This is a genomic window from Agromyces excoecariae (genome assembly GCF_051715505.1).
Taxonomy (GTDB): Bacteria; Actinomycetota; Actinomycetes; order Actinomycetales; family Microbacteriaceae; genus Agromyces.
In genome coordinates, this window is record NZ_JBPSLA010000001.1 from 301,084 (window position 1) to 319,200 (window position 18,117).

Here is an 18,117-nt window from a genome sequence, read left to right on the forward strand (position 1 = left end):
ATGACGGACGAGAACCAGAACCAGGACGAGCCGATCATCCGCGACAAGCGGCGGATCGACCCCGAGACGGGTGAGGTTCGCAAGGCGCCCGAGGCGGGGGCGGATGCCGCGGCATCCGCCCCGCCAGAGGCCCCCGACGCCGCCGTCGCCGACGCCGAGGCCGCCGACGCGGTCGCCGAGGCCGACGAGGAGACCCTCACGGTCGACGACATCCTCAACGCGGCGCAGGCCGAGGTGGAGGATCCGTCGGCCGAGCACCTCGCCGACCTCAAGCGCGTCACCGCGGAGTACGCCAACTACCGCAAGCGCACCGAGGCGAACCGCGAGATCGAGCGCGAGCGCGCGATCGGCGCGACGGTCGCGGTGCTCCTGCCCGTGCTCGACGACCTCGACCGGGCCGAGAAGCACGGCGACCTCGAGGGCGACACCCCGTTCGTGACGATCGCGGCGAAGCTGCGAGCGTCGGTCGAGAAGCTGGGCCTCGCGAAGTTCGGCGAGATCGGCGAGCCGTTCGACCCGCAGCGCCACGAGGCGATCTTCCAGCAGCACTCCGACGAGGTCGAGGTCGACACGGTCGCCGACGTCGTCGAGACCGGGTACCTGCTCGGGGGCACGCTGCTGCGTGCCGCGAAGGTCGTCGTCAAGACGCCCGCATAGCGGCATCCGGGCCGGTTCGCGGCATCCGTTCGCAGTAGCGGATGCCGCGGGCCGGCCCTCCACGGTTCCCACTAGATTCAGCAGGAAGGAGGCGCCGATGGCCAGCCAGGATTGGTTCGACAAGGACTTCTACGCCACCCTCGGCGTCTCGAAGGACGCGAGCGACGCCGACATCAAGAAGGCCTACCGCAAGCTCGCGCGCAAGTACCACCCCGACCAGAACCCGGGGGATGCCGCGGCCGAGTCGAAGTTCAAGGAGATCAGCGAGGCGAACTCGGTGCTCTCCGACCCCGAGGAGCGCAAGGAGTACGACGCGATCCGGGCGATGGGCTCCGGCGCCCGGTTCACCGCACCGGGCGGTGCCGGGTCCGGCGGCTTCGAGGACGTCTTCGGCGGCATGTTCGGCCAGCAGGGCGGCGGCCAGCGCTACACGTTCCGGCAGGGCGGCGGAGGCGGCGACTACGACGACCTCCTCGGCGGACTCTTCGGCGGCGGTCGCTTCGGCCAGCCGACGGGCGGGTACCGCGGCTACGGCGGCCCGACGAAGGGGCGCGACGTGACCGCCTCGACCACGCTCGACTTCATCACCGCCACCAAGGGCGACCGCATCACGCTGCAGACGGCCGAAGGGCGCGAGATCAGCGTCAACGTGCCTGCGGGCGTCGCGGACGGCCAGAAGATCCGCCTGCGCGGCAAGGGCCACCCTTCGCCCGACGGCGGCGAGGCCGGCGACATCGTGCTCACCGTCAAGGTGCGCAAGCACCCGGTGTTCGAGCGCGACGGCCTGAACCTCCGCGTGACGGTGCCCGTGACCTTCGCTGAGGCCGCGCTCGGCGCGACCATCCAGGTCCCGACGCTCGGCGGCGATCCGGTGAAGCTCCGCGTCGCGCCCGGGACCCCGAGCGGACGCGTGCTGCGGGTCAAGGGCCGAGGCGTCGAGACGAAGAAGGGCACGGGCGACCTGCTCGCGATCGTCCAGGTCGCGGTGCCGGCGCACCTGTCGAAGGATGCGGAGGAGCGGCTGCGCGAGTTCGCGGCGCAGCTGCCCGACGAGGACCCCCGCGAGGACCTCCTCGCCAAGGCCCGGAGCGCCTGATGCAGGTCGACGGCGAGAGCCCGCTGTTCGTCATCTCGGTCGCGGCCGAGCTGGCGGGCATGCACCCCCAGACGCTCCGCCAGTACGACCGGATGGGGCTCGTCTCGCCGAAGCGGACCGCGGGCAAGTCGCGCCGCTACTCGATGCGCGACGTCGCGCAGCTGCGCGAGATCCAGCAGCTCTCGAGCGAGGGCGTGAGCCTCGAGGGCATCCGCCGCGTGCTCGGCCTCGAGAACGAGGTCAACGAGCTGCGCGGTCGCGTGCGCGAGCTCGAGCGCGCGCTCGCCGACGAGATGCTGAACCGGCCTGGGCGTCGCGTGTTCGCGGCCGGAGCCGAGGGCGAGGTCGTCACGCTCCGCACGGGCACGCGCGTTCGGCGCGAGAACGCGGTGGTCGTCTGGCGGCCGCTCGAGCGCGGCTGAGCTCCGCGCGACCGGTGGCCCTCCACCCCCAACCGGGGGGATGGCCGGGTGCGAACCGCGGTGCGACGATGGGGCATCGGGTATCGCACGCGGGACGTGGGAGGCCGCAGTGGTCGTGTCGGGTACGGGGGTCCCGGAGCGCGTGGCAGCCACGTCGGAGCAGGTCGACGTGGTCGTCATCGGGTCGGGATTCGGTGCGTCGGTCGCCGCCTACCGCTTGGCGGAGGCGGGGCGGTCCGTCGTCGTGCTCGAGCGCGGTCGCGCCTATCCGCCCGGTGCGTTCGCACGCACCCCGAGCGAGTTCGGCGAGAACTTCTGGTCGCCCGCCGACGGCCTGCACGGACTGTTCGAGACGTGGAGCTTCCGCGGGCTGGAGGGGGTGGTCTCCTCCGGTCTCGGCGGCGGCTCGCTCATCTACGCCAACGTGCTGCTCCGGAAGGACCCGCACTGGTTCGTGCACGATTCGCCCCTGCCGGGTGGGGGGTACGAGAACTGGCCGATCAGCCGCGATGACCTCGATCCGCACTACGACCGGGTCGAGGCGATGCTCGATGCCACCCCGTACCCCTATGGGGACACGCCCAAGACGGAGGCGTTCGAGCTCGCGGCTCGCGCGGCGCGGCATGACGTGTTCCGACCGAACCTGGCGGTCACGTTCGCCGACGGGGACGGTCGGGTCGGCCCGTTCCTTCCCGTCGCCGCGAAGCCGTACGGCAACATCCACGGCCGCACCCGGTTCACGTGCTCGCAGTGCGGCGAGTGCGACATCGGCTGCAACTACGGTGCGAAGAACTCGCTCGACCATACGTACCTCTCGGCTGCGGCGCATCACAGCGCCGACATCCGCACGCTCCACGAGGTGAAGGGCCTGCGGCCGATCGACGGGGGATGGGAGGTGCGGTACCGCCGGCACGCGCTCGGTGGCGACACTCCGACCGAGGGCGTCATCCGCGCCCGGCGCGTGGTGCTCGGCGCGGGCACGTTCGGGTCGACGTACCTGCTGCTGCGGAGCCGGGCATCGCTCCGGAACCTGTCTCCGGCGCTCGGCACCCGGTTCAGCGGCAACGGCGATCTCATCGGCTTCCTGATGGGGGCCAAGGAGCAGATCGACCGGGTGGCGCGTTCGCGGCGCATCGCCGGAAGCCGGGGCCCGGTCATCACGAGCGCCATCCGCGTCGGCGACGAAGTCGACGGCGACGGCAGCCCGGGCCGCGGGTTCTACATCCAGGAGGCCGGCTATCCGGGCTTCCTCAACTGGCTGCTCGAGACGGCGCAGCTGCGGTCGGTCGTGTCGCGCTCCACGCGCGTGGCGCTCACGATGATCGCCAAGCGGCTGAGCCTGGCCGGCGAGTCCAACATCTCGGCCGACCTCGCGCACGTGCTCGGTCGCGACTCGCTCTCGAGCAGCTCGCTGCCCGTGCTCGGCATGGGCCGCGACGTGCCCGACGGCCGGATGTACCTCGACCGCGGGCGGCTCGCGGTCGACTGGACGACGGCGACCTCGCTCGAGTACTTCGCGGCGATGCGGGCCACGATGTCCGAGTTCGCGAAGACGCTCGGGGCGAGGTACGTCGACAACCCGCTGTGGCTGGCGAAGCGCGTCATCACGGTGCATCCGCTCGGCGGCCTGCCGATGGGCCGCAACGGCTTCGAGGGCGTCGTCGACCCGTGGGGCGAGGTGTACGGGCATCCCGGCCTCTCGGTCGTCGACGGCTCGGCCATGCCCGGGCCCGTCGGTCCCAACCCGGCGCTGACCATCGCGGCGTTCTCCGACCGTGCCGCCGAGCGGATCGCCGAATCCTGGCCGCGCGGCCGCCGTCGGCCGATTCGGACGGTGTCCACGGCCGGGCCCGAACCTGCGGGCGGCGTCGTCGCCGCCCCGCCGACCGTGACCCCGAAGGAGCCGGACATGAACGACGCATCCGCACGCACTCCGACCTCCGTCGCCTTCACCGAGCAGATGAAGGGGTTCTTCGTCCTGGGCGAGGGCGACCCTCGGTCGGCCGCGGAAGACGCGCGCGTGCGCGACGAGCGGATGATGTTCGAGCTCACCATCACGGCACCCGACATCGACGCGTTCGTCGAGGGCGAGGCGCACGAGGGCGTCGCGACCGGGTACCTCGAGTCCGACGCGCTGGGCGGTCGGCAGGAGGTCGAGCGCGGATGGTTCAACCTCTTCGTCGCGACCGGAAGCGCCGACGACCGGCTCATGAAGTACCGGCTCTGGCTGACGACCGACGCCGGTTCGCCGGTCACGTTCGTCGGCGTCAAGGACGTGCACGACGACCCGGGCTTCGACCTCTGGGAGGACACGACGACGCTCTTCGTGCAGGTGCTCGACGGGCACGTGCCCCCGCCCGCGGACGTCTCGGAGACGGGACTCCTCGACCCGTCCGACCCGGCCGTGCTCGGCGCCGGAGTGCTCCGCATCCATCCGGTCGACTTCGCCGAGCAGCTCACGACGTTCGCGACGACCGGACCGGAGGGAGCCTCCGCGATCGCGCGGTTCGGCGCCCTGTTCCTCGGCCGGCTGTGGTCGACGTACCGGCGGATGGCGAAGGAGGGGGCATGAGCGAGCCGACCGCGTCGGCACCCGTCACGGGCACGTCGGCCGCGCCGGTGCGGACGACGCGGGCCGATCAGCGAACCGAGCACCTCCCGTTCCGTGCACTGGACGGGCGCTGGCTCACCCTGCTCCACGTCGAGAACCCCGCGATCGCGCCGACCCGCGGGCCCGTGCTGCTCGTGCACGGCGCCGGCGTGCGCGCCGAGATCTTCCGCCCGCCGGTGCCTCGCACGATCGTCGATGCGCTGCTCGACGACGGCTTCGACGTGTGGATGCTCAACTGGCGCGCGTCGATCGACCTCGAGCCCGTCGCCTGGACGCTCGACGACGCGGCCGCGTTCGACTATCCGGCCGCGGTCGCCTTCATCCGCGAGCGGACGGGCGCCGACACCCTCAAGGCGTTCGTGCACTGCCAGGGCTCGACCTCCTTCACGATGTCGGCGATCTCGGGGCTGTTGCCCGAGGTGACGACGATCGTCACGAACGCGGTGTCGCTGCATCCGGTGCTGCCGCTCGGCTCGCGCGTCAAGATCCTGGGGTTGGCGCCCGCGATCAGCCGGATCTCGCCAGTGCTGTCGCCGAAATGGGGGTACAAGTCGGAGGGGCCGTTCGCACGAGCGCTGCGCACGGGGGTGGTGGCGACGCATCCGGAATGCGACAACGCGGTCTGCGCAATGGTGAGCTTCACGTACGGCAGCGGCCACCCGGCGCTGTGGGCCCACCGCAACATCGACCGCGCGACCCATGACTGGATCACCGGCGAGTTCGCCGGGGCGCCCATGTCGTTCTTCCTGCAGATGCGCGAGTGCGTGAGGGCCGGCCACCTGGTGCCGTCGGGCACGGCGCCCGGCATCGTGCCCGACCTCACCGCGCCGCCGCGCACCGACGCCCGCTTCGCATTCATCGCTGGCGAGGACAACCGCTGCTTCCTTCCCGAGAGCCAGCAGCGCAGCTTCGACCACTTCGAGCGGATGGCGCCGGGTCGGCACGCCCTGCATCGGGTCCCGGGCTACGGCCACCTCGACGTGGTCTTCGGGGCGGATGCCTGGCGGGACACGCATCCGCTGATCATCGACGAACTGCGCCGCTGACGGGCGATCGCGCCGTCACACGGCGCCGATCACCGCCCACGTGAGCATCGTCGCGGCGACTCCGAGCGCGATGAGCGCGAGGCCGAGCGGGAACCGGCGGTGCGACTGGTACTCGCGTGCGACCAGCGTCGCCAGCCCCACGGTCGACGCGGTCGTCACGACCGCCGCGACCCACAGCCACAGGTCGAGGGTCGGGTCGGTGCCGGCGGCGCCGTCCGCGACGATGCGGAGTCCGCCGCACGTGGCGGCGACGAGGACTCCGAAGATGAAGAGCAGCCCTGCCCAGTCCCTGGCACTGGCGCCGGGTTCGACCGGCTCGACGTCAGGCGTCATGGGTGCAGGATGCCACGTGCTCCCATCGCGCGTCGAGACACTCGCAGTGCGTTTTCCGCCGTCCCCGGGTGCCGGCACGCCCGGGCCCGTCGCTCCGCATCTCGAGGCGTCGGACCCTCGCCGCCCGGCGTGCCGGTGTGCGAGGCTGTGCCTAGCGTTCCGAGGCGCTCCGGCGGTCCGGCGGTGCGCGATCGCGATCGGGGGCGACGATGACGGACGACACGGACGACCTGCAGGTGCCGGCACCCACTCCGGCCCAGCTCCTCCTGCTCCTCGTCCCCGCCATCGTCATCGGCGTCCTGTGCGCGCTGGTCCTGCGCGTGCTCGACGTCGCGGCGGGCGGACTGCAGCAGGTGCTGTGGACGGCGCTGCCCGACGCGCTCGGCGTCGACCCGGACGGATGGTGGATCGTCGTCGTCCTCACCGCCACCGGCTTCGCAGTGGGCCTCGGCCTCCAGTTCCTGCCGGGCCACGGCGGACCGGACTCCGCCACCACCGAGCTCGTCTCGGAGCCGCTGAAGCTGCGCACCCTGCCGGGCCTCGTCATCGTCACGGGGCTGGCGCTCGCCGGCGGCGTGAGCCTCGGCCCGGAGAATCCGATCATCGCGATCAACGTCGCGCTCACGGTCGCCCTGCTCGGCCGCATGATGCCGCGCGTCGGCGCGAGGCTCGGCATGCTCATGGCGGCCTCCGGCACGATCGGCGCCCTGTTCGGTTCGCCGGTCGCCGCCGCCCTGCTGTTCACGGGGACGCTCGCGGCCGTGCGCGGAGGCGGCGCGCTCTGGGACAAGCTGTTCCTGCCGCTCGCCTCGGCGGCGGCCGCGGCCGGGACGATGCACGTGCTGGGCGCGCCCCCGCTGCAGTTCACGCTGCCCACGGCGCCCACGACGCCGTTGCTGCTCCTCGCCGGCATCGTCATCGCCATCGCGGGCGTCGTGATCGGCCTGCTCGGGGCGTTCGCGTTCCCGTTCGTGCACCGGGCGTTCCATTCGCTCCGGCAGCCGTTGCTCATCGCGACCGCGGGCGGCCTGGTGCTCGGCCTGCTGGGACTCATCGGCGGACCGATCACCCTGTTCAAGGGGCTCGACCAGATGGGCGAGCTGTTCGAGGACCCCGACGCCTACGATGCCGGGCAGCTCGTCGTGATCGTGCTGATCAAGCTCGTCGCGCTGGTCGTGGCGGCGAGCGCCGCCTTCCGCGGCGGCCGCATCTTCCCCGCCGCGTTCACGGGCGCGGCGCTCGGCATGCTCGCGCACGCGCTCATCCCCTCGCTCCCGATCGCGCTGTGCGTCGCGAGCGCCCTGATCGGGATACTGCTCGTGATGGCGAAGGACGGATGGCTCGCCCTGTTCGTCGCCGCGGCGGTCGCGGGCGACCTCGCACTCCTGCCGTGGCTCTGCGTCATCATCCTCCCGGCGTGGTTGCTCGTGTCGCGCGCGCCGGAGTTCCGGATCGTGCCGAAGCCGACTCCGCCGACGGAGCCCGCGGCCGCGGCGACGTCGGGGGCCGCCGAGTCGGACGGCGAGCGTCCGACGCCGTCCTGACGATCAGGCGCGGATCGGCCGGCTGCTCACGCGCGTGCGGCCTCGGGGAGGATCTCGCCGAGCAGCCCCTCGATGCGGCGGCGGATCTCATCGCGGATCGGGCGCACGGCCTCGATGCCCTGGCCGGCGGGGTCGTCGAGCTCCCAGTCCTCGTAGCGCTTGCCGGGGAAGACCGGGCACGCGTCGCCGCAGCCCATCGTGATCACGACATCGGATTCGCGGACGGCCTCGGTCGTGAGTACCTTCGGCGTGTTGCCGGCGATGTCGATGCCCTCCTCGGCCATCGCCTGCACCGCGACCGGATTGATCGCGTCCTTCGGGGCGGAGCCGGCCGAGAGCACCTCGACACGGTCGCCGCCGAGCTCGCGCAGGTAGCCCGCGGCCATCTGCGACCGGCCGGCGTTGTGGACGCAGACGAACAGGACGGTGGGCTTGTCGGACATCGGGGCCTCGTTTCGCTCGGACGGTTTAAGCATAGATCGTGATCTATGCGTTGTCGACCGGATGCCGCGTGCCCCGTCCGCCCACGAGGCGTTCGCGGCATCCGGCCGCCGCGCCGCCGCGGCATCCGCCTTCAGGTCAGGCTCGCGATGAGCTCCCGCACCCGCCGGTCGATGTCGTCGCGGATGCCGCGGACCTCGCCGAGCGGCCGTCCGACGGGGTCGTCGAGCTCCCAGTCCTCGTAGCGCTTGCCGGGGTACACCGGGCATGCGTCGCCGCAGCCCATCGTGATCACGACGTCGGCCGCGCGGACCACCTCGTCGGTGAGCGGCTTCGGGTAGGCGCCGCCGACCGGGACGCCGATCTCGTCGAGCACGCCCACCACCGCCGGCGACACGGCGTCGGCCGGCTCGGATCCGGCGGTGCGGACGTGCACGCGATCGCCCGCGAGGTGTCGGAGGATCGCCGCCGCCATCTGCGACCGGCCCGCGTTCTGCACGCACACGAAGAGCACCTCGGGCGTGGCCGCCCCCGCCTCGCGCCCCTGCGCCGCGAGCGCGGCCAGGCGCTCGGCGGCGAAGCCCGCGGCTCGAGACGTGAACCGCTTGGCGACCGCGCTCCGATCGGCGAGGAGGTCGCGGCTCTCGCGGACGTACCGCTCGACCGTCTCGCGGCCGAACGTGCCGGCGAATCGCGTCGCGAGGTCGTCGACCACGCGGGCGATCGCCGCCTCGTCGCCGGGTGCGGGGGTCGGGGGCGGCACGTCGAGCAGCTCCGCCACGCGGTCGAGGTGGTCCGGGGCGATCGAGTACCAGGCGCGACGCCCCTCGGGTTCGCGGACGAGCACGCCGTCGTCGAGCAGCGCCTTCGCGTGGTGCGACACGGTCGGCTGCCGGAGGCCGAGCTCGTCGGCGAGCGCCGTCACGGTCGCGCGGCCGTCGGGGCTCGCGAGGATCAGCGAGAGCATGCGCGCGCGTGTGGGATCGGCGATCAGCGCGAGACCGCCGGCCGCGCCATCCGCCCCACGCGTGTGCATAGACGACAGTCTATGCAACGTGCGGATGCGCCGACCTCGCCCCGTCCTCCCGTGCATGGGAATCCGTGGGACGTGGGCCACGCAGAGCCGACGTGCGGATTCCCATGCACGGAATCGGGCTCGGCGGGCCGGTCGCGCGCGCTCAGCAGCAGCCGCTCGAGCCGTCGAGGCTCGTCGAGCACACGCCCGTGGCGGGCAGCTCGAGGGCGACGTTCGCTGCGCCCGCCGTGTCGCCGGCGAGCCACGCGGCGATCGAGCGCACCTGCTCGTGCCCGGTCGCGAGCAGGAACGTCGGCGCGCGGCCGTAGCTCTTCATTCCCGCGAGGAAGAAGCCGTCCTCGGGCTGGCGGAGCTCCGCGAACCCGTGCGGCTCGACCGTGCCGCACGAGTGCACGTTCGGGTCGATCATCGGCGCCAGGCGCTTCGGCGCCTCGACCACGTCGTCGAGCTCGAGGCGGATCTCGCGGAGCATCTCGAGGTCGGGCCGGAAGCCCGTCGCGTTCACGATCACGTCGGCCTCGTGCTCGACGAGCTCGCCGCAGCGCGAGCCGACGATCTTCACGCCGCCGTCGGCCGCTCGGCCCAGCCGCACGACCTCGAACCGGTCGAGCACCTCGATGCGGCCGGCGGCGACCAGGTCGTCGACGCGCCGCCCGATCGAGGCGCGGGCGGCGAGGCCGTCGTCCTCGGATGTGGTCACGCGCACGGCCGAGGCGTTGCGGATCGCCCAGGTGATGCGGGTCTCGGGCACCTCCCGTGCGAGGGCCGCGAGGGCGAGGAGGGTGTTCGCGGCGGAGTGCCCGGCGCCCACGACGGTCGTGCGACGTCCCGCGAAGCGGGCGCGATCGAGGCCGAGCACGTCGGGCAGGGCGTGCGTCACCGCGTCGGCGACCTCGTCGAGCCCGAGCGGGTCGAGTCCGCTCGAGCCGAGCCGGTTCGGGGTGCGCCAGGTGCCCGACGCGTCGATGACGGCGCGTGCCGCGACATCCTGAACGGCACCGGATGCCTCGCGCACGCGGAGCACGAACGGCGCGGCTGCGCGCCCGGCCGTGCGGGTCCGGTCCATGCCCTCGCGTGTCACCGCGGTGACGGCGCCGCCGAAGCGGATGCGCGCGGCGATCGGCTCGAGCGCGGCGAGCGGCTCGAGGTACTGCTCGACGAACTCGGCGCCCGTCGGCAGGCGGCTCTCGTCGGGGTGCTGCCAGCCGGAAGCCTCGAGCAGGCGACGTGAGGCGGGGTCGACGAGCATGCGCCACGGCGAGAAGAGCCGGACGTGACCCCACTCGCGGATGCTCGCGCCGACCCGGTCGCCGGCCTCGTGGACCACGACGTCGAGGCCGCGCTCGAGCAGGTTCGCCGCGGCGGCCAGGCCGATCGGGCCGGCGCCGATGATCGCGACGGGCAAGGTGTCGAGACGCTCGGAGCGGGTCGTGGGGCGGGTGAGGTCGAGCAGGGTCATGGCGGGCCTTTCCGACGAGACATTGAAGTTCGTCGATGTTCAGTGTGGACCCATTCATCGAAGTTTGTCAATATTCAGGTAGGATCGGGGCATGACGACCTTCGAACTCACGCCCGTCGGTGCCGGCGTCGGTGCCGAGGTCGGCACGGCCGGCAGCGCCGGCGCGTGCTGCAGCCCGCTCGTGACCGAGCCCATGGACGCCGCTCGCGCCGAGGGGCTCGCCGCGTCGTTCAAGGCCCTCGCCGATCCGACCCGGTTGCGGCTGCTCTCGATCGTCGCGAAGTCCGAGGGCGAGGAGGCGTGCGTCTGCGACCTCACAGAGCCCGTCGGCCTCAGCCAGCCGACCGTCTCGCACCACCTGAAGATCCTCGCGACCGCCGGGTTCCTCGAGCGCAGCAAGCGCGGCACCTGGGCGTACTACAAGCTCGTCCCGGGCGCCCTCGACCGAATGTCGCAGCTCCTCGCCGACGCCTGACCTCCGACGGTCATTGCGGCGTCGGCGAGGAGTCGCGACGGTCGGTCCGAGGCGGCCCCTCAGTCCGCACTCGAGCCGACGCTGTCGTGCAGCGGCTCGCCCCCGGCGCCGTGGTCTCGGCGGGCTCCATCCCGCCGAGTGCGGACGGCGAGCAGGATGCCGGTCCAGAGCGCCCAGGCCCACCAGGCCATCACCGCCACGCTCAGCGCCTCCGCCAGCTCCCGCATCGACGGCGGCATGAGCCCGCTCGCGACGATGATGACGCCGGCGAACCCGCCGAGGGCGGCGAGCAATCGCGGGAAGTTCCCGCTGCGCCACATCACGATCGCGCAGAGCACCGCGGCCAGCCCGGCCGGCGGCACCGACGCGGTCTCCAGGAGCCCGGCCGACGCCACGAGCGGCAGCACGCCGTCGGCGCCGCCGCCGTCGGTCGCGCTCGCGGCGGCCGCGGCCAGGGTCGCGACCGACGCGACCTCGAGCGCGACCGACACGGTCATCGCCGCGACCGCCCAATCGAGGAGCGCCGATGGTCCACACACCGTGCGCAGGCCGACCACGATCAGGATGCGGCCCGTGAGCACGAACGCCATCCATCCGACGAGGAATCCGGCACCCTCCGCGAGCCCCTCGAGCGCGGCGGCGGCCTCGCCCGGCGAACTCCCGGGTTCCACGTACGGGTAGCCGCCGGCGATCGCCATTCCGACGAACTCGGCGAGGTAGAGGAGGATGCCGACGAGGACGAGCCAGGTTCCCTTGCGTGCAGTCATGGCGTCACGGTAGGAGCGATGCAACCGGGCGCACATCGTCGTATCGCGGTCGGAGCATCGACCCCCAGGACCATCCCGATCAGCCCCAGGACCACAACACGGCGCGATCCGTCGGGGTACAGTCTCGCCATGCAGCGAAGGTGGATCGCGGACGGGGCCTTGGCATGCCTGCTCACCGCGATCGGCGTCATCGAGGTGCTCACCGCGCACGGCATCGTCGACGCGCCGGCGGCGGATCCCGATGCGACGATCGGACCGCTGCCGGTCGATCTCGCACTCGCCGCGGCCACGACGCTGCCCGTCGCCGTGCGCCGGGCATGGCCGACCGCGGTGCCGATCGCCGTGTACGGGCTGCAGGTGGCCGCCAACCTCCTCATCGCCCACCACATGCCCTTCTTCGCCGGTCTCGGCGCCCTGGCACTCCTCGGATACACCTTCGGGCGCTGGGCCCGACCCGACCTGGTGCGCTGGGGCTGGATCGGCCCCCTCGCGTGGGCCGCGACGTTCCCCGTGCTCACGCCGGAGGCCCGGAGCCTCCCGAGCATCCTCTACTCGGCATTCCTGCTCACCGCTCCATGGGCGATCGGATGGATCATCCGGCGCCTGCTCGAACAACGCCGCGCCCTCGAGGCGGCGCTCGCCGAGGTCTCGTCGCTGGAGTCCGTCCGCCGGGAGGCGGCCCTCCTCGCACAGCGCGCCCACATCGCCCGTGAGATGCACGACGTGCTCGCGCACGGCGTGAGCGTCATGGTCGTGCAGGCCGGGGCGGCTCGGATCGAGGTGCCCGAGGACTCGCCCGCGTCAGCGTCGCTCATCGCCGTCGAGGAGACCGGCCGGCGCGTGCTCCGCGAGCTCCGGCGGACGGTCGGCCTGCTGCGCGGTCCGGGCGCCAACCACGGCGTGGCGCCCGCGCCCGGCCTCGCCGAGCTGCCCGAGTTGGCGGAGACGATGCGACGTGCCGGACTGCACGTCGACCTGGCGGTCGAGGATGGCGAACGCTCCGATCCGTCGCGGGAGCTCGTCGCCTACCGAGTCGTCCAGGAGGCGCTCACCAACTGCCTCCGGCACTCCGGCGCGAGCGGCACGTCGGCACGGGTCCGGGTGACCCGCGGGGACGCGCTGCGAGTCCACGTGCGCGATTCCGGCCGTCCGGACTCCGGTTCGGATGAGGGCGGCGGATTCGGCCTCGCGGGTCTGCGGGAGCGTCTCGCCCTCTACGACGGCAGTCTGCGTGCCGAGCGCTGCGACGGCGGGTTCGAGGTCGAGGCGGTGATCCCGTGGGAGGCGACCGCATGACCCGCGTCCTCCTCGCGGACGACCAGCAGTTGGTCCGCGCCGGGTTCCGGTCGATCCTCGAGCACGCGGACGACGTCGTGGTCGTCGGCGAGGCCGAGGACGGAGCCGAGGCGGTCCGCCTCGCCGCCGAACTCGGGCCCGACCTCGTGCTGATGGACATCCGGATGCCTGGGATGGACGGCATCACCGCGACGCGACAGGTGGTCGCCCGCCCCTCGCCGCCGACGGTCGTGGTGCTCACGACGTTCGAGGCGGACGAGTACGTCTACGCCGCCCTCCGCGGCGGCGCCGCCGGGTTCCTCCTGAAGGACATCTCGCCAGAGGAACTCATCGCCTCGGTGCGTGCCGCCGTCGCCGGCGACCGCATCCTGTCCCCGAGCATCACGCGCCGGCTCATCGCCCACTACGTCGCCGCCCCGGACCCCGCCGAAGCGGACCGGGCGACCGCGCACCTGAGCGAGCGCGAGGTCGAGGTGCTCCGCCTCGTCGCGCGCGGCCGGTCGAACCACGAGATCTCCGCGACGCTGTTCATCGCGGAGAGCACCGTCAAGACGCACCTGGCTCGGATCCTGCTGAAGCTCGACCTGCGCGATCGAGTTCACGCGGTCGTGTTCGCCTACGAGCACGGGCTCGCCGGGCAGACCCGCGTCGTCGAGGATCCGCCACGCGACACCGCGCCGGGCTGAGCGGCCGCGGGCTCAGCGCCCCCAGGCGGATGCGGGTGCGGTGACCACCGGAACCGGCGCCGTCGACCACCACGTGCCGTTCCCGTAGTGGCTCGACGCCCAGGGCGAGGCCCAGATCGCGCGGGCCGTGGCATCCGCCGACGTACCGGCCTCGAGCCCGGCGACGATGCCGGCGTAGAACGAGCGCTTCTTCAGGTTGGAGGCGGCGTATTCGGCCGCGGAGACGAGTGTGTCGTAGCTGCCGAGGCCGCTGCCGCCGCCGGAGCCGTACCCGTTGTTCAGCGGGTTGTTGCGGTTCCACCAGTTGTCGGGGCCGTTCTCCTCGCGCATCCACTCGACCATGAGCCGCACGTTCTCGTCGGTCAGCGGCCAGTCGCCGAAGACGAGCACCAGCTTGGCCCAGTCGTAATTGGTGCCGGAGTCGACGAGGGTCTCGGGCCCGGTCGTGGTCGAGTAGCCCTCGCGCGACACGCTCGCGGGCGCGACGTCGCCGTCGACCTTGACCTCCTGCACGGCGCCTGAGAACGGCGAGACGGTCGTGACGGACGCCTCCGCGATCGGCGCGCTCGCACGTGGAAGCGGTGCGAGCGCGAGCGTCGCGAGGATGCCGGCGACCGCGACGGTCGCCGCGAGCGCGTTCCCCAGCCGTCGATGCCGCGGACGGACGGACCCCTCGCTCCGGCGCTGCGGCGGCGGAACCCGGTGCGCGGACACGGCGTCCCGATCGGGCGCCGCGGTCGATGCGCCGACCGGCGACCGGCGACCGGCGACCGGCGCGGCCCGGCGCCCCGACGGCGCCGACGACGGACGCCGCGTGGTCGATCCCCTCGCCGCGCGGCGCTCCCCCAGTGGCCCTGCCGTGTCTCGCATTCGGGGGCAGAACCTACCAAATGCGGCTGATCGCCGCTATCGGGTTGCGGGGACGATCCGACTCGTCCTCGGACGCGCGCGTCACCCCTCGGTGAGCGAGCGGAGCGTGCGGAGGTTCGGCACGTCCGTCGTCGACTTCTCCGTCTGCACCAGCATGGCGCGGTCGAGGCTCCCGATGCTGAACCCGCTCAGCGCCCAGCCGAGCGGCGGCATCACCGCGGGCACGGTGGACGGCGCGACGATGACCTCGAGGCCCGGCAGGCATCGTGGGTTCGCGCAGTCCTGGACCTCCTCGATCGCCCGAGCCGCCTTCTCGGAGCCCTCGTTCGGGGCCGTCGGCTCCGCGTCCGCCGTCGTGGCGTCGCCGTCGTCGACCTCGCCGATCGTGACGAACGCCGCGGTCACCCGCTGTCGCAGCGCCTGCTCGGTGGCGGCCTTCGTCAGGGCCGGATACCCCACGAGCGGGACGAGGGGCTCGGCGGTCACGTCCTCGAGGTTGCGTCGGAGGTCGTACCCGGCGGAGTTCTTCAGGTACACGAGGATCGGCACGATCGGATCCGCGCTCGCATGTTCGCGGTTCCACGCCGCGATGCGGTCGGCGATGACCGGTGCCAGGTCGGCGGCGGTGCCGAGACCCGACGGTTCCGCGTAGCCGCCGTCGACGAGTTGCATGCTCGCGTCACCGCAGACGCTCTCGCCAGGCATGCGTGCGGCCGGCGTGATCACCGCGAAGCGCGCGGAGAGCATCGCCGCGGTCGCCCAGTCCATGTCGGAGAAGCACGCGGACGCGACGGGCAGGCTCGCGGCGGGAGCCGTCGCGGGCGTCTCGCAGCCGATGCTCGGGTCGGCCTCGACCGCGGCGGCGGCGGCGGCCGGGTCGTCGTCGGGCGCCGCACCGCCGGCGCCCGACGTCGTCGGCGGCGCGGGCGTCGGCCCGGCCTCGGTGGTGAGCCCGTTCGAGACGAGCACCTTGCACTTCGAGCGGATGTCGGTGGAGTTCAGCACCGGGATGCCGACGCGGTCGTTCGCCTCGAGTGCGACCGTGGCCTTGAGCCCGTTGACGGCGTCGACCCACACGTCCTCGATGAGGGCCGCGCGGTCGCGCCACGCCCACTCGCCGGCGACGTTCGACGGGAGGCGCAGCCCGGTCACCGAGGCGACGAGATCGCCCACCATGAGCGACGCGGCGCCGGTGCCGACGGCGTCCGGTCCCGCGAGCCGCTTGAGCTCCGTCGCGGCACGGACCTCGTCCGATTCACCGGCGGCGGCGACGGCGAGTCCCACGGAGCCGCCGCTGACGCCGCTCGACAGCAGTACCGAGGCGGCGATGCAGTCCGGCTCGTCGACGCGACCGCGGAGTTGGTCGAGCGCCCGCGCGGTCCAGTAGGCGGCGCGGATGCCGCCGCCCTCGGCGACCACCACGAGCGCCGGAGTGAACTCCGCATCGCCGACGGTGGCGGTGCAGCCGGCGCGGGCGAGCGTGCGCAGCCGATCGTCCACCTGGTCCTCGAACGAGTCGTCGGCGTTGCGCGCTGCGACCGGGTCGCCCTTCGACTCGACCGCCCCCGTGCGCACGCCGTGCAGGCCGACGTCGTCCGCACCGACCACCGGCGCGATGATCGCCCAGATGAGCGGGATCGTGATGGCGAGCGTGAGGACGGGATCGGCACGCAGCCGTAGGAACCGGAAGACGGGCGCCGGCGGGTGGTCCTGCAGCACGACCGTGAAGGCGCCGAGCACCGCACCCCACGCGGTGAGGAGCAGCACCGCGAGCGCCGGCGCCCCGAAGAGCGCGGCGGTCTGCACGGGCAGGAGGCCGATCCACGCGAGCAGCAGGAGCCCGGCGACGAAGCCGAGCACGATGACGATGATGTGGATCCGCCGTCGCCGCGGCGCCCCGGCGTCCGCGTCCACGCGGACGGTCGGGTCGAGCAGCACCGGCACGTGCCACTTCCACCGGAGCAGCCACGGTGAGACGACCGCCATCGCGAGCCCGAGCAGGAGCAGGACGATGGAGAGCGGATACCGCTCCGCGGCGTCGTTCGGCAGCTGCCCGGCGAACACCGGCGCGGTGAACGAGCGCACGAGCCCGAGCCCCGCGATGACCGGGATGGCGACGGCGACGGCGTCGCCCGTGAGCCACGCCCAGCGCGCGCGGTCGAGGCGGTCGATCCGAGGCGTGATCTTCCACGCGGCATCCGGCCGGCGCAGCCAGGTCAGCATGACGAGCGCGGGCACGACGAGGAACACGATGGCCGACCATCCGGGCACCCAGGCGCCGGTCAGCGACCCCGTCACGACCCAGAGCACGAGCCAGACGATCATCGGGGCGAGCCACCACAGCGCATGCACGCGGCGGGGCGTCACCTCGGTCACGTCGAACCCCCGGACCCCCGAGGCGAGTGCGCGTGTGCGCGCCCGGCCGAGCGACCAGGCGCAGAGCACGGCGATCGCGATCGCCACGAGGGCGAGGAGCATGTGCCGACCGGCCGCGCCGTCGAACGCCGCCCACCGGCGCTGCAGGTCCGGAAGCTGGTCGAGCACGCCCTCGGTGGGGATGCACGTGAGGACCGCGAGGGCGAGGACGAGCACGGCCGACAGGCGGTGCAGCCAGAGCGCCTGCGCGAGCCGGCGGACGGCGGTCCAGATGATCCGCCGAGCGAGGGCGTCGCGCACGACGAAGACGGCCAGCAACAGGATGAGCGCGCACTTGAGGGTGCCGAGCGCGGCCTCGGTGATTGCGATCGGACCGAGCGGCGCCAGGAGGCCCGCCTCGTCGGCCGGGACCGGCGCCCCGCCGAACACGAGAAGCAGTGCCCCCGCGAGCAGCACCACGAACTCGGCCGCCTCGACGCCGAGCAGCACGATGAGGGTGGTGTGCGCATACCCGCGCGGTTGCTCGTCGCCCATCCGGGCGATGATCCGCTTCGCCATCCAGAAGTAGGCGACGATGAGGGCCAGGTCGATGAGGATCGACGCGATGATCCATCCGCCGATCGAACCACGGCTGGCGCTCGACGCCCATTCGGCCCAGCTCTCCCTGGAGAGCAGTGCGAGCGGCCCGATCGTGCCGTTCAGCGAGGCGCTGCGGCCGGTGGCGCTCAGCGCGCCCGCGATGAGCCGGTCGATCTCGGCGAGTGAGATGACCGCGGCGAGGGCGACCGCGACCGCGACGATGGCGCGCATCGTGCGCGGCCGACGGGACTTGACCCACCGCTTCAGCGAGTCGGCGGCGCGCGCCTGCGCCTGCACCGACGATGCCGAGGCACGTTCGACGACGGCGGCCATGGCTCCCCCCATCCAAGGCTTGGCCGTGACGATAGTCCTCCGGCGGATGCCGCGGTGCGCCCCGTTCGGGGGATCTTCCCGTGGCGCAGC

General features: G+C 72.9%; 16 protein-coding genes. 9 read left to right on the forward strand and 7 right to left on the reverse strand.

Translation table 11 applies throughout. The features are described 5' to 3' along the window. From ACSJD1_RS01400 to ACSJD1_RS01420, 5 genes are all read left to right on the forward strand, one after another. Positions 1 to 657 (forward strand): nucleotide exchange factor GrpE, encoded by a 657-nt coding sequence (locus ACSJD1_RS01400; RefSeq protein WP_438853527.1) that lies wholly within the window; start codon positions 1 to 3, stop codon positions 655 to 657. Between the two features lie 97 nt (positions 658 to 754). Next, complete coding sequence (locus ACSJD1_RS01405) at positions 755 to 1,753, forward strand: DnaJ C-terminal domain-containing protein (protein WP_438853528.1); 999 nt, start codon at positions 755 to 757, stop codon at positions 1,751 to 1,753. Then, positions 1,753 to 2,175 carry a heat shock protein transcriptional repressor HspR gene (locus tag ACSJD1_RS01410; protein WP_438853529.1) on the forward strand — a complete coding sequence of 141 codons (423 nt, stop codon included), beginning with the start codon at positions 1,753 to 1,755 and terminating at the stop codon, positions 2,173 to 2,175. The genes ACSJD1_RS01405 and ACSJD1_RS01410 overlap by 1 nt, the downstream gene beginning before the upstream one ends. 142 nt (positions 2,176 to 2,317) lie before the next feature. After that, positions 2,318 to 4,747, forward strand: a complete 2,430-nt coding sequence (locus tag ACSJD1_RS01415) for a GMC oxidoreductase (protein ID WP_438853530.1) — start codon at positions 2,318 to 2,320, stop codon at positions 4,745 to 4,747. Continuing rightward, positions 4,744 to 5,832 carry an alpha/beta fold hydrolase gene (locus ACSJD1_RS01420; protein ID WP_438853531.1) on the forward strand — a complete coding sequence of 363 codons (1,089 nt, stop codon included), beginning with the start codon at positions 4,744 to 4,746 and terminating at the stop codon, positions 5,830 to 5,832. The genes ACSJD1_RS01415 and ACSJD1_RS01420 overlap by 4 nt, the downstream gene beginning before the upstream one ends. Before the next feature lie 15 nt (positions 5,833 to 5,847). Here ACSJD1_RS01420 and ACSJD1_RS01425 read toward each other — a convergent pair whose 3' ends face one another. Next, positions 5,848 to 6,165, reverse strand: coding sequence for a hypothetical protein (locus ACSJD1_RS01425; protein ID WP_438853532.1), 318 nt, complete (start codon positions 6,163 to 6,165; stop codon positions 5,848 to 5,850). A 209-nt stretch (positions 6,166 to 6,374) separates the two neighbouring features. Between ACSJD1_RS01425 and ACSJD1_RS01430 the strand changes: the two genes are divergently transcribed. Further along, positions 6,375 to 7,709 (forward strand): ion channel protein, encoded by a 1,335-nt coding sequence (locus ACSJD1_RS01430; protein ID WP_438853533.1) that lies wholly within the window; start codon positions 6,375 to 6,377, stop codon positions 7,707 to 7,709. A gap of 26 nt (positions 7,710 to 7,735) precedes the next feature. Here ACSJD1_RS01430 and ACSJD1_RS01435 read toward each other — a convergent pair whose 3' ends face one another. The 3 genes from ACSJD1_RS01435 to ACSJD1_RS01445 form a co-directional block, all read right to left on the reverse strand. After that, complete coding sequence (locus ACSJD1_RS01435) at positions 7,736 to 8,152, reverse strand: arsenate reductase ArsC (RefSeq protein WP_438853534.1); 417 nt, start codon at positions 8,150 to 8,152, stop codon at positions 7,736 to 7,738. 131 nt (positions 8,153 to 8,283) lie between these two features. Beyond that, positions 8,284 to 9,186 carry a metalloregulator ArsR/SmtB family transcription factor gene (locus ACSJD1_RS01440; RefSeq protein WP_438853535.1) on the reverse strand — a complete coding sequence of 301 codons (903 nt, stop codon included), beginning with the start codon at positions 9,184 to 9,186 and terminating at the stop codon, positions 8,284 to 8,286. Positions 9,187 to 9,328: 142 nt separating this feature from the next. Next, positions 9,329 to 10,645, reverse strand: a complete 1,317-nt coding sequence (locus tag ACSJD1_RS01445) for an FAD-dependent oxidoreductase (RefSeq protein WP_438853536.1) — start codon at positions 10,643 to 10,645, stop codon at positions 9,329 to 9,331. A gap of 91 nt (positions 10,646 to 10,736) precedes the next feature. Here ACSJD1_RS01445 and ACSJD1_RS01450 point away from each other — a divergent pair, with 91 nt between their 5' ends. Then, positions 10,737 to 11,120: an ArsR/SmtB family transcription factor gene (locus ACSJD1_RS01450; RefSeq protein ID WP_438853537.1), complete on the forward strand. Its 384-nt coding sequence runs from the start codon at positions 10,737 to 10,739 to the stop codon at positions 11,118 to 11,120. A gap of 59 nt (positions 11,121 to 11,179) precedes the next feature. Here the strand turns inward: ACSJD1_RS01450 and ACSJD1_RS01455 are convergent, their stop codons facing one another. Then, positions 11,180 to 11,887: a DUF4386 family protein gene (locus ACSJD1_RS01455; protein ID WP_438853538.1), complete on the reverse strand. Its 708-nt coding sequence runs from the start codon at positions 11,885 to 11,887 to the stop codon at positions 11,180 to 11,182. Between the two features lie 129 nt (positions 11,888 to 12,016). Between ACSJD1_RS01455 and ACSJD1_RS01460 the strand changes: the two genes are divergently transcribed. Both ACSJD1_RS01460 and ACSJD1_RS01465 read left to right on the forward strand, forming a co-directional pair. Then, positions 12,017 to 13,183 (forward strand): sensor histidine kinase, encoded by a 1,167-nt coding sequence (locus ACSJD1_RS01460; RefSeq protein WP_438853539.1) that lies wholly within the window; start codon positions 12,017 to 12,019, stop codon positions 13,181 to 13,183. Next, a complete protein-coding gene (locus ACSJD1_RS01465) occupies positions 13,180 to 13,869 on the forward strand; it encodes a response regulator (protein WP_438853540.1) in 690 nt (229 codons plus the stop codon). Before ACSJD1_RS01460 ends, ACSJD1_RS01465 begins: the two co-directional genes overlap by 4 nt. A gap of 12 nt (positions 13,870 to 13,881) precedes the next feature. Here ACSJD1_RS01465 and ACSJD1_RS01470 read toward each other — a convergent pair whose 3' ends face one another. Together ACSJD1_RS01470 and ACSJD1_RS01475 are read right to left on the reverse strand one after the other, a co-directional pair. Further along, a complete protein-coding gene (locus ACSJD1_RS01470) occupies positions 13,882 to 14,583 on the reverse strand; it encodes a hypothetical protein (protein ID WP_438853541.1) in 702 nt (233 codons plus the stop codon). A gap of 237 nt (positions 14,584 to 14,820) precedes the next feature. Beyond that, the gene (locus tag ACSJD1_RS01475) at positions 14,821 to 18,027 is read right to left on the reverse strand and encodes a hypothetical protein (protein ID WP_438853542.1); all 3,207 of its coding nucleotides are present in this window, start codon (positions 18,025 to 18,027) and stop codon (positions 14,821 to 14,823) included. Positions 18,028 to 18,117: the final 90 nt, after the last annotated feature.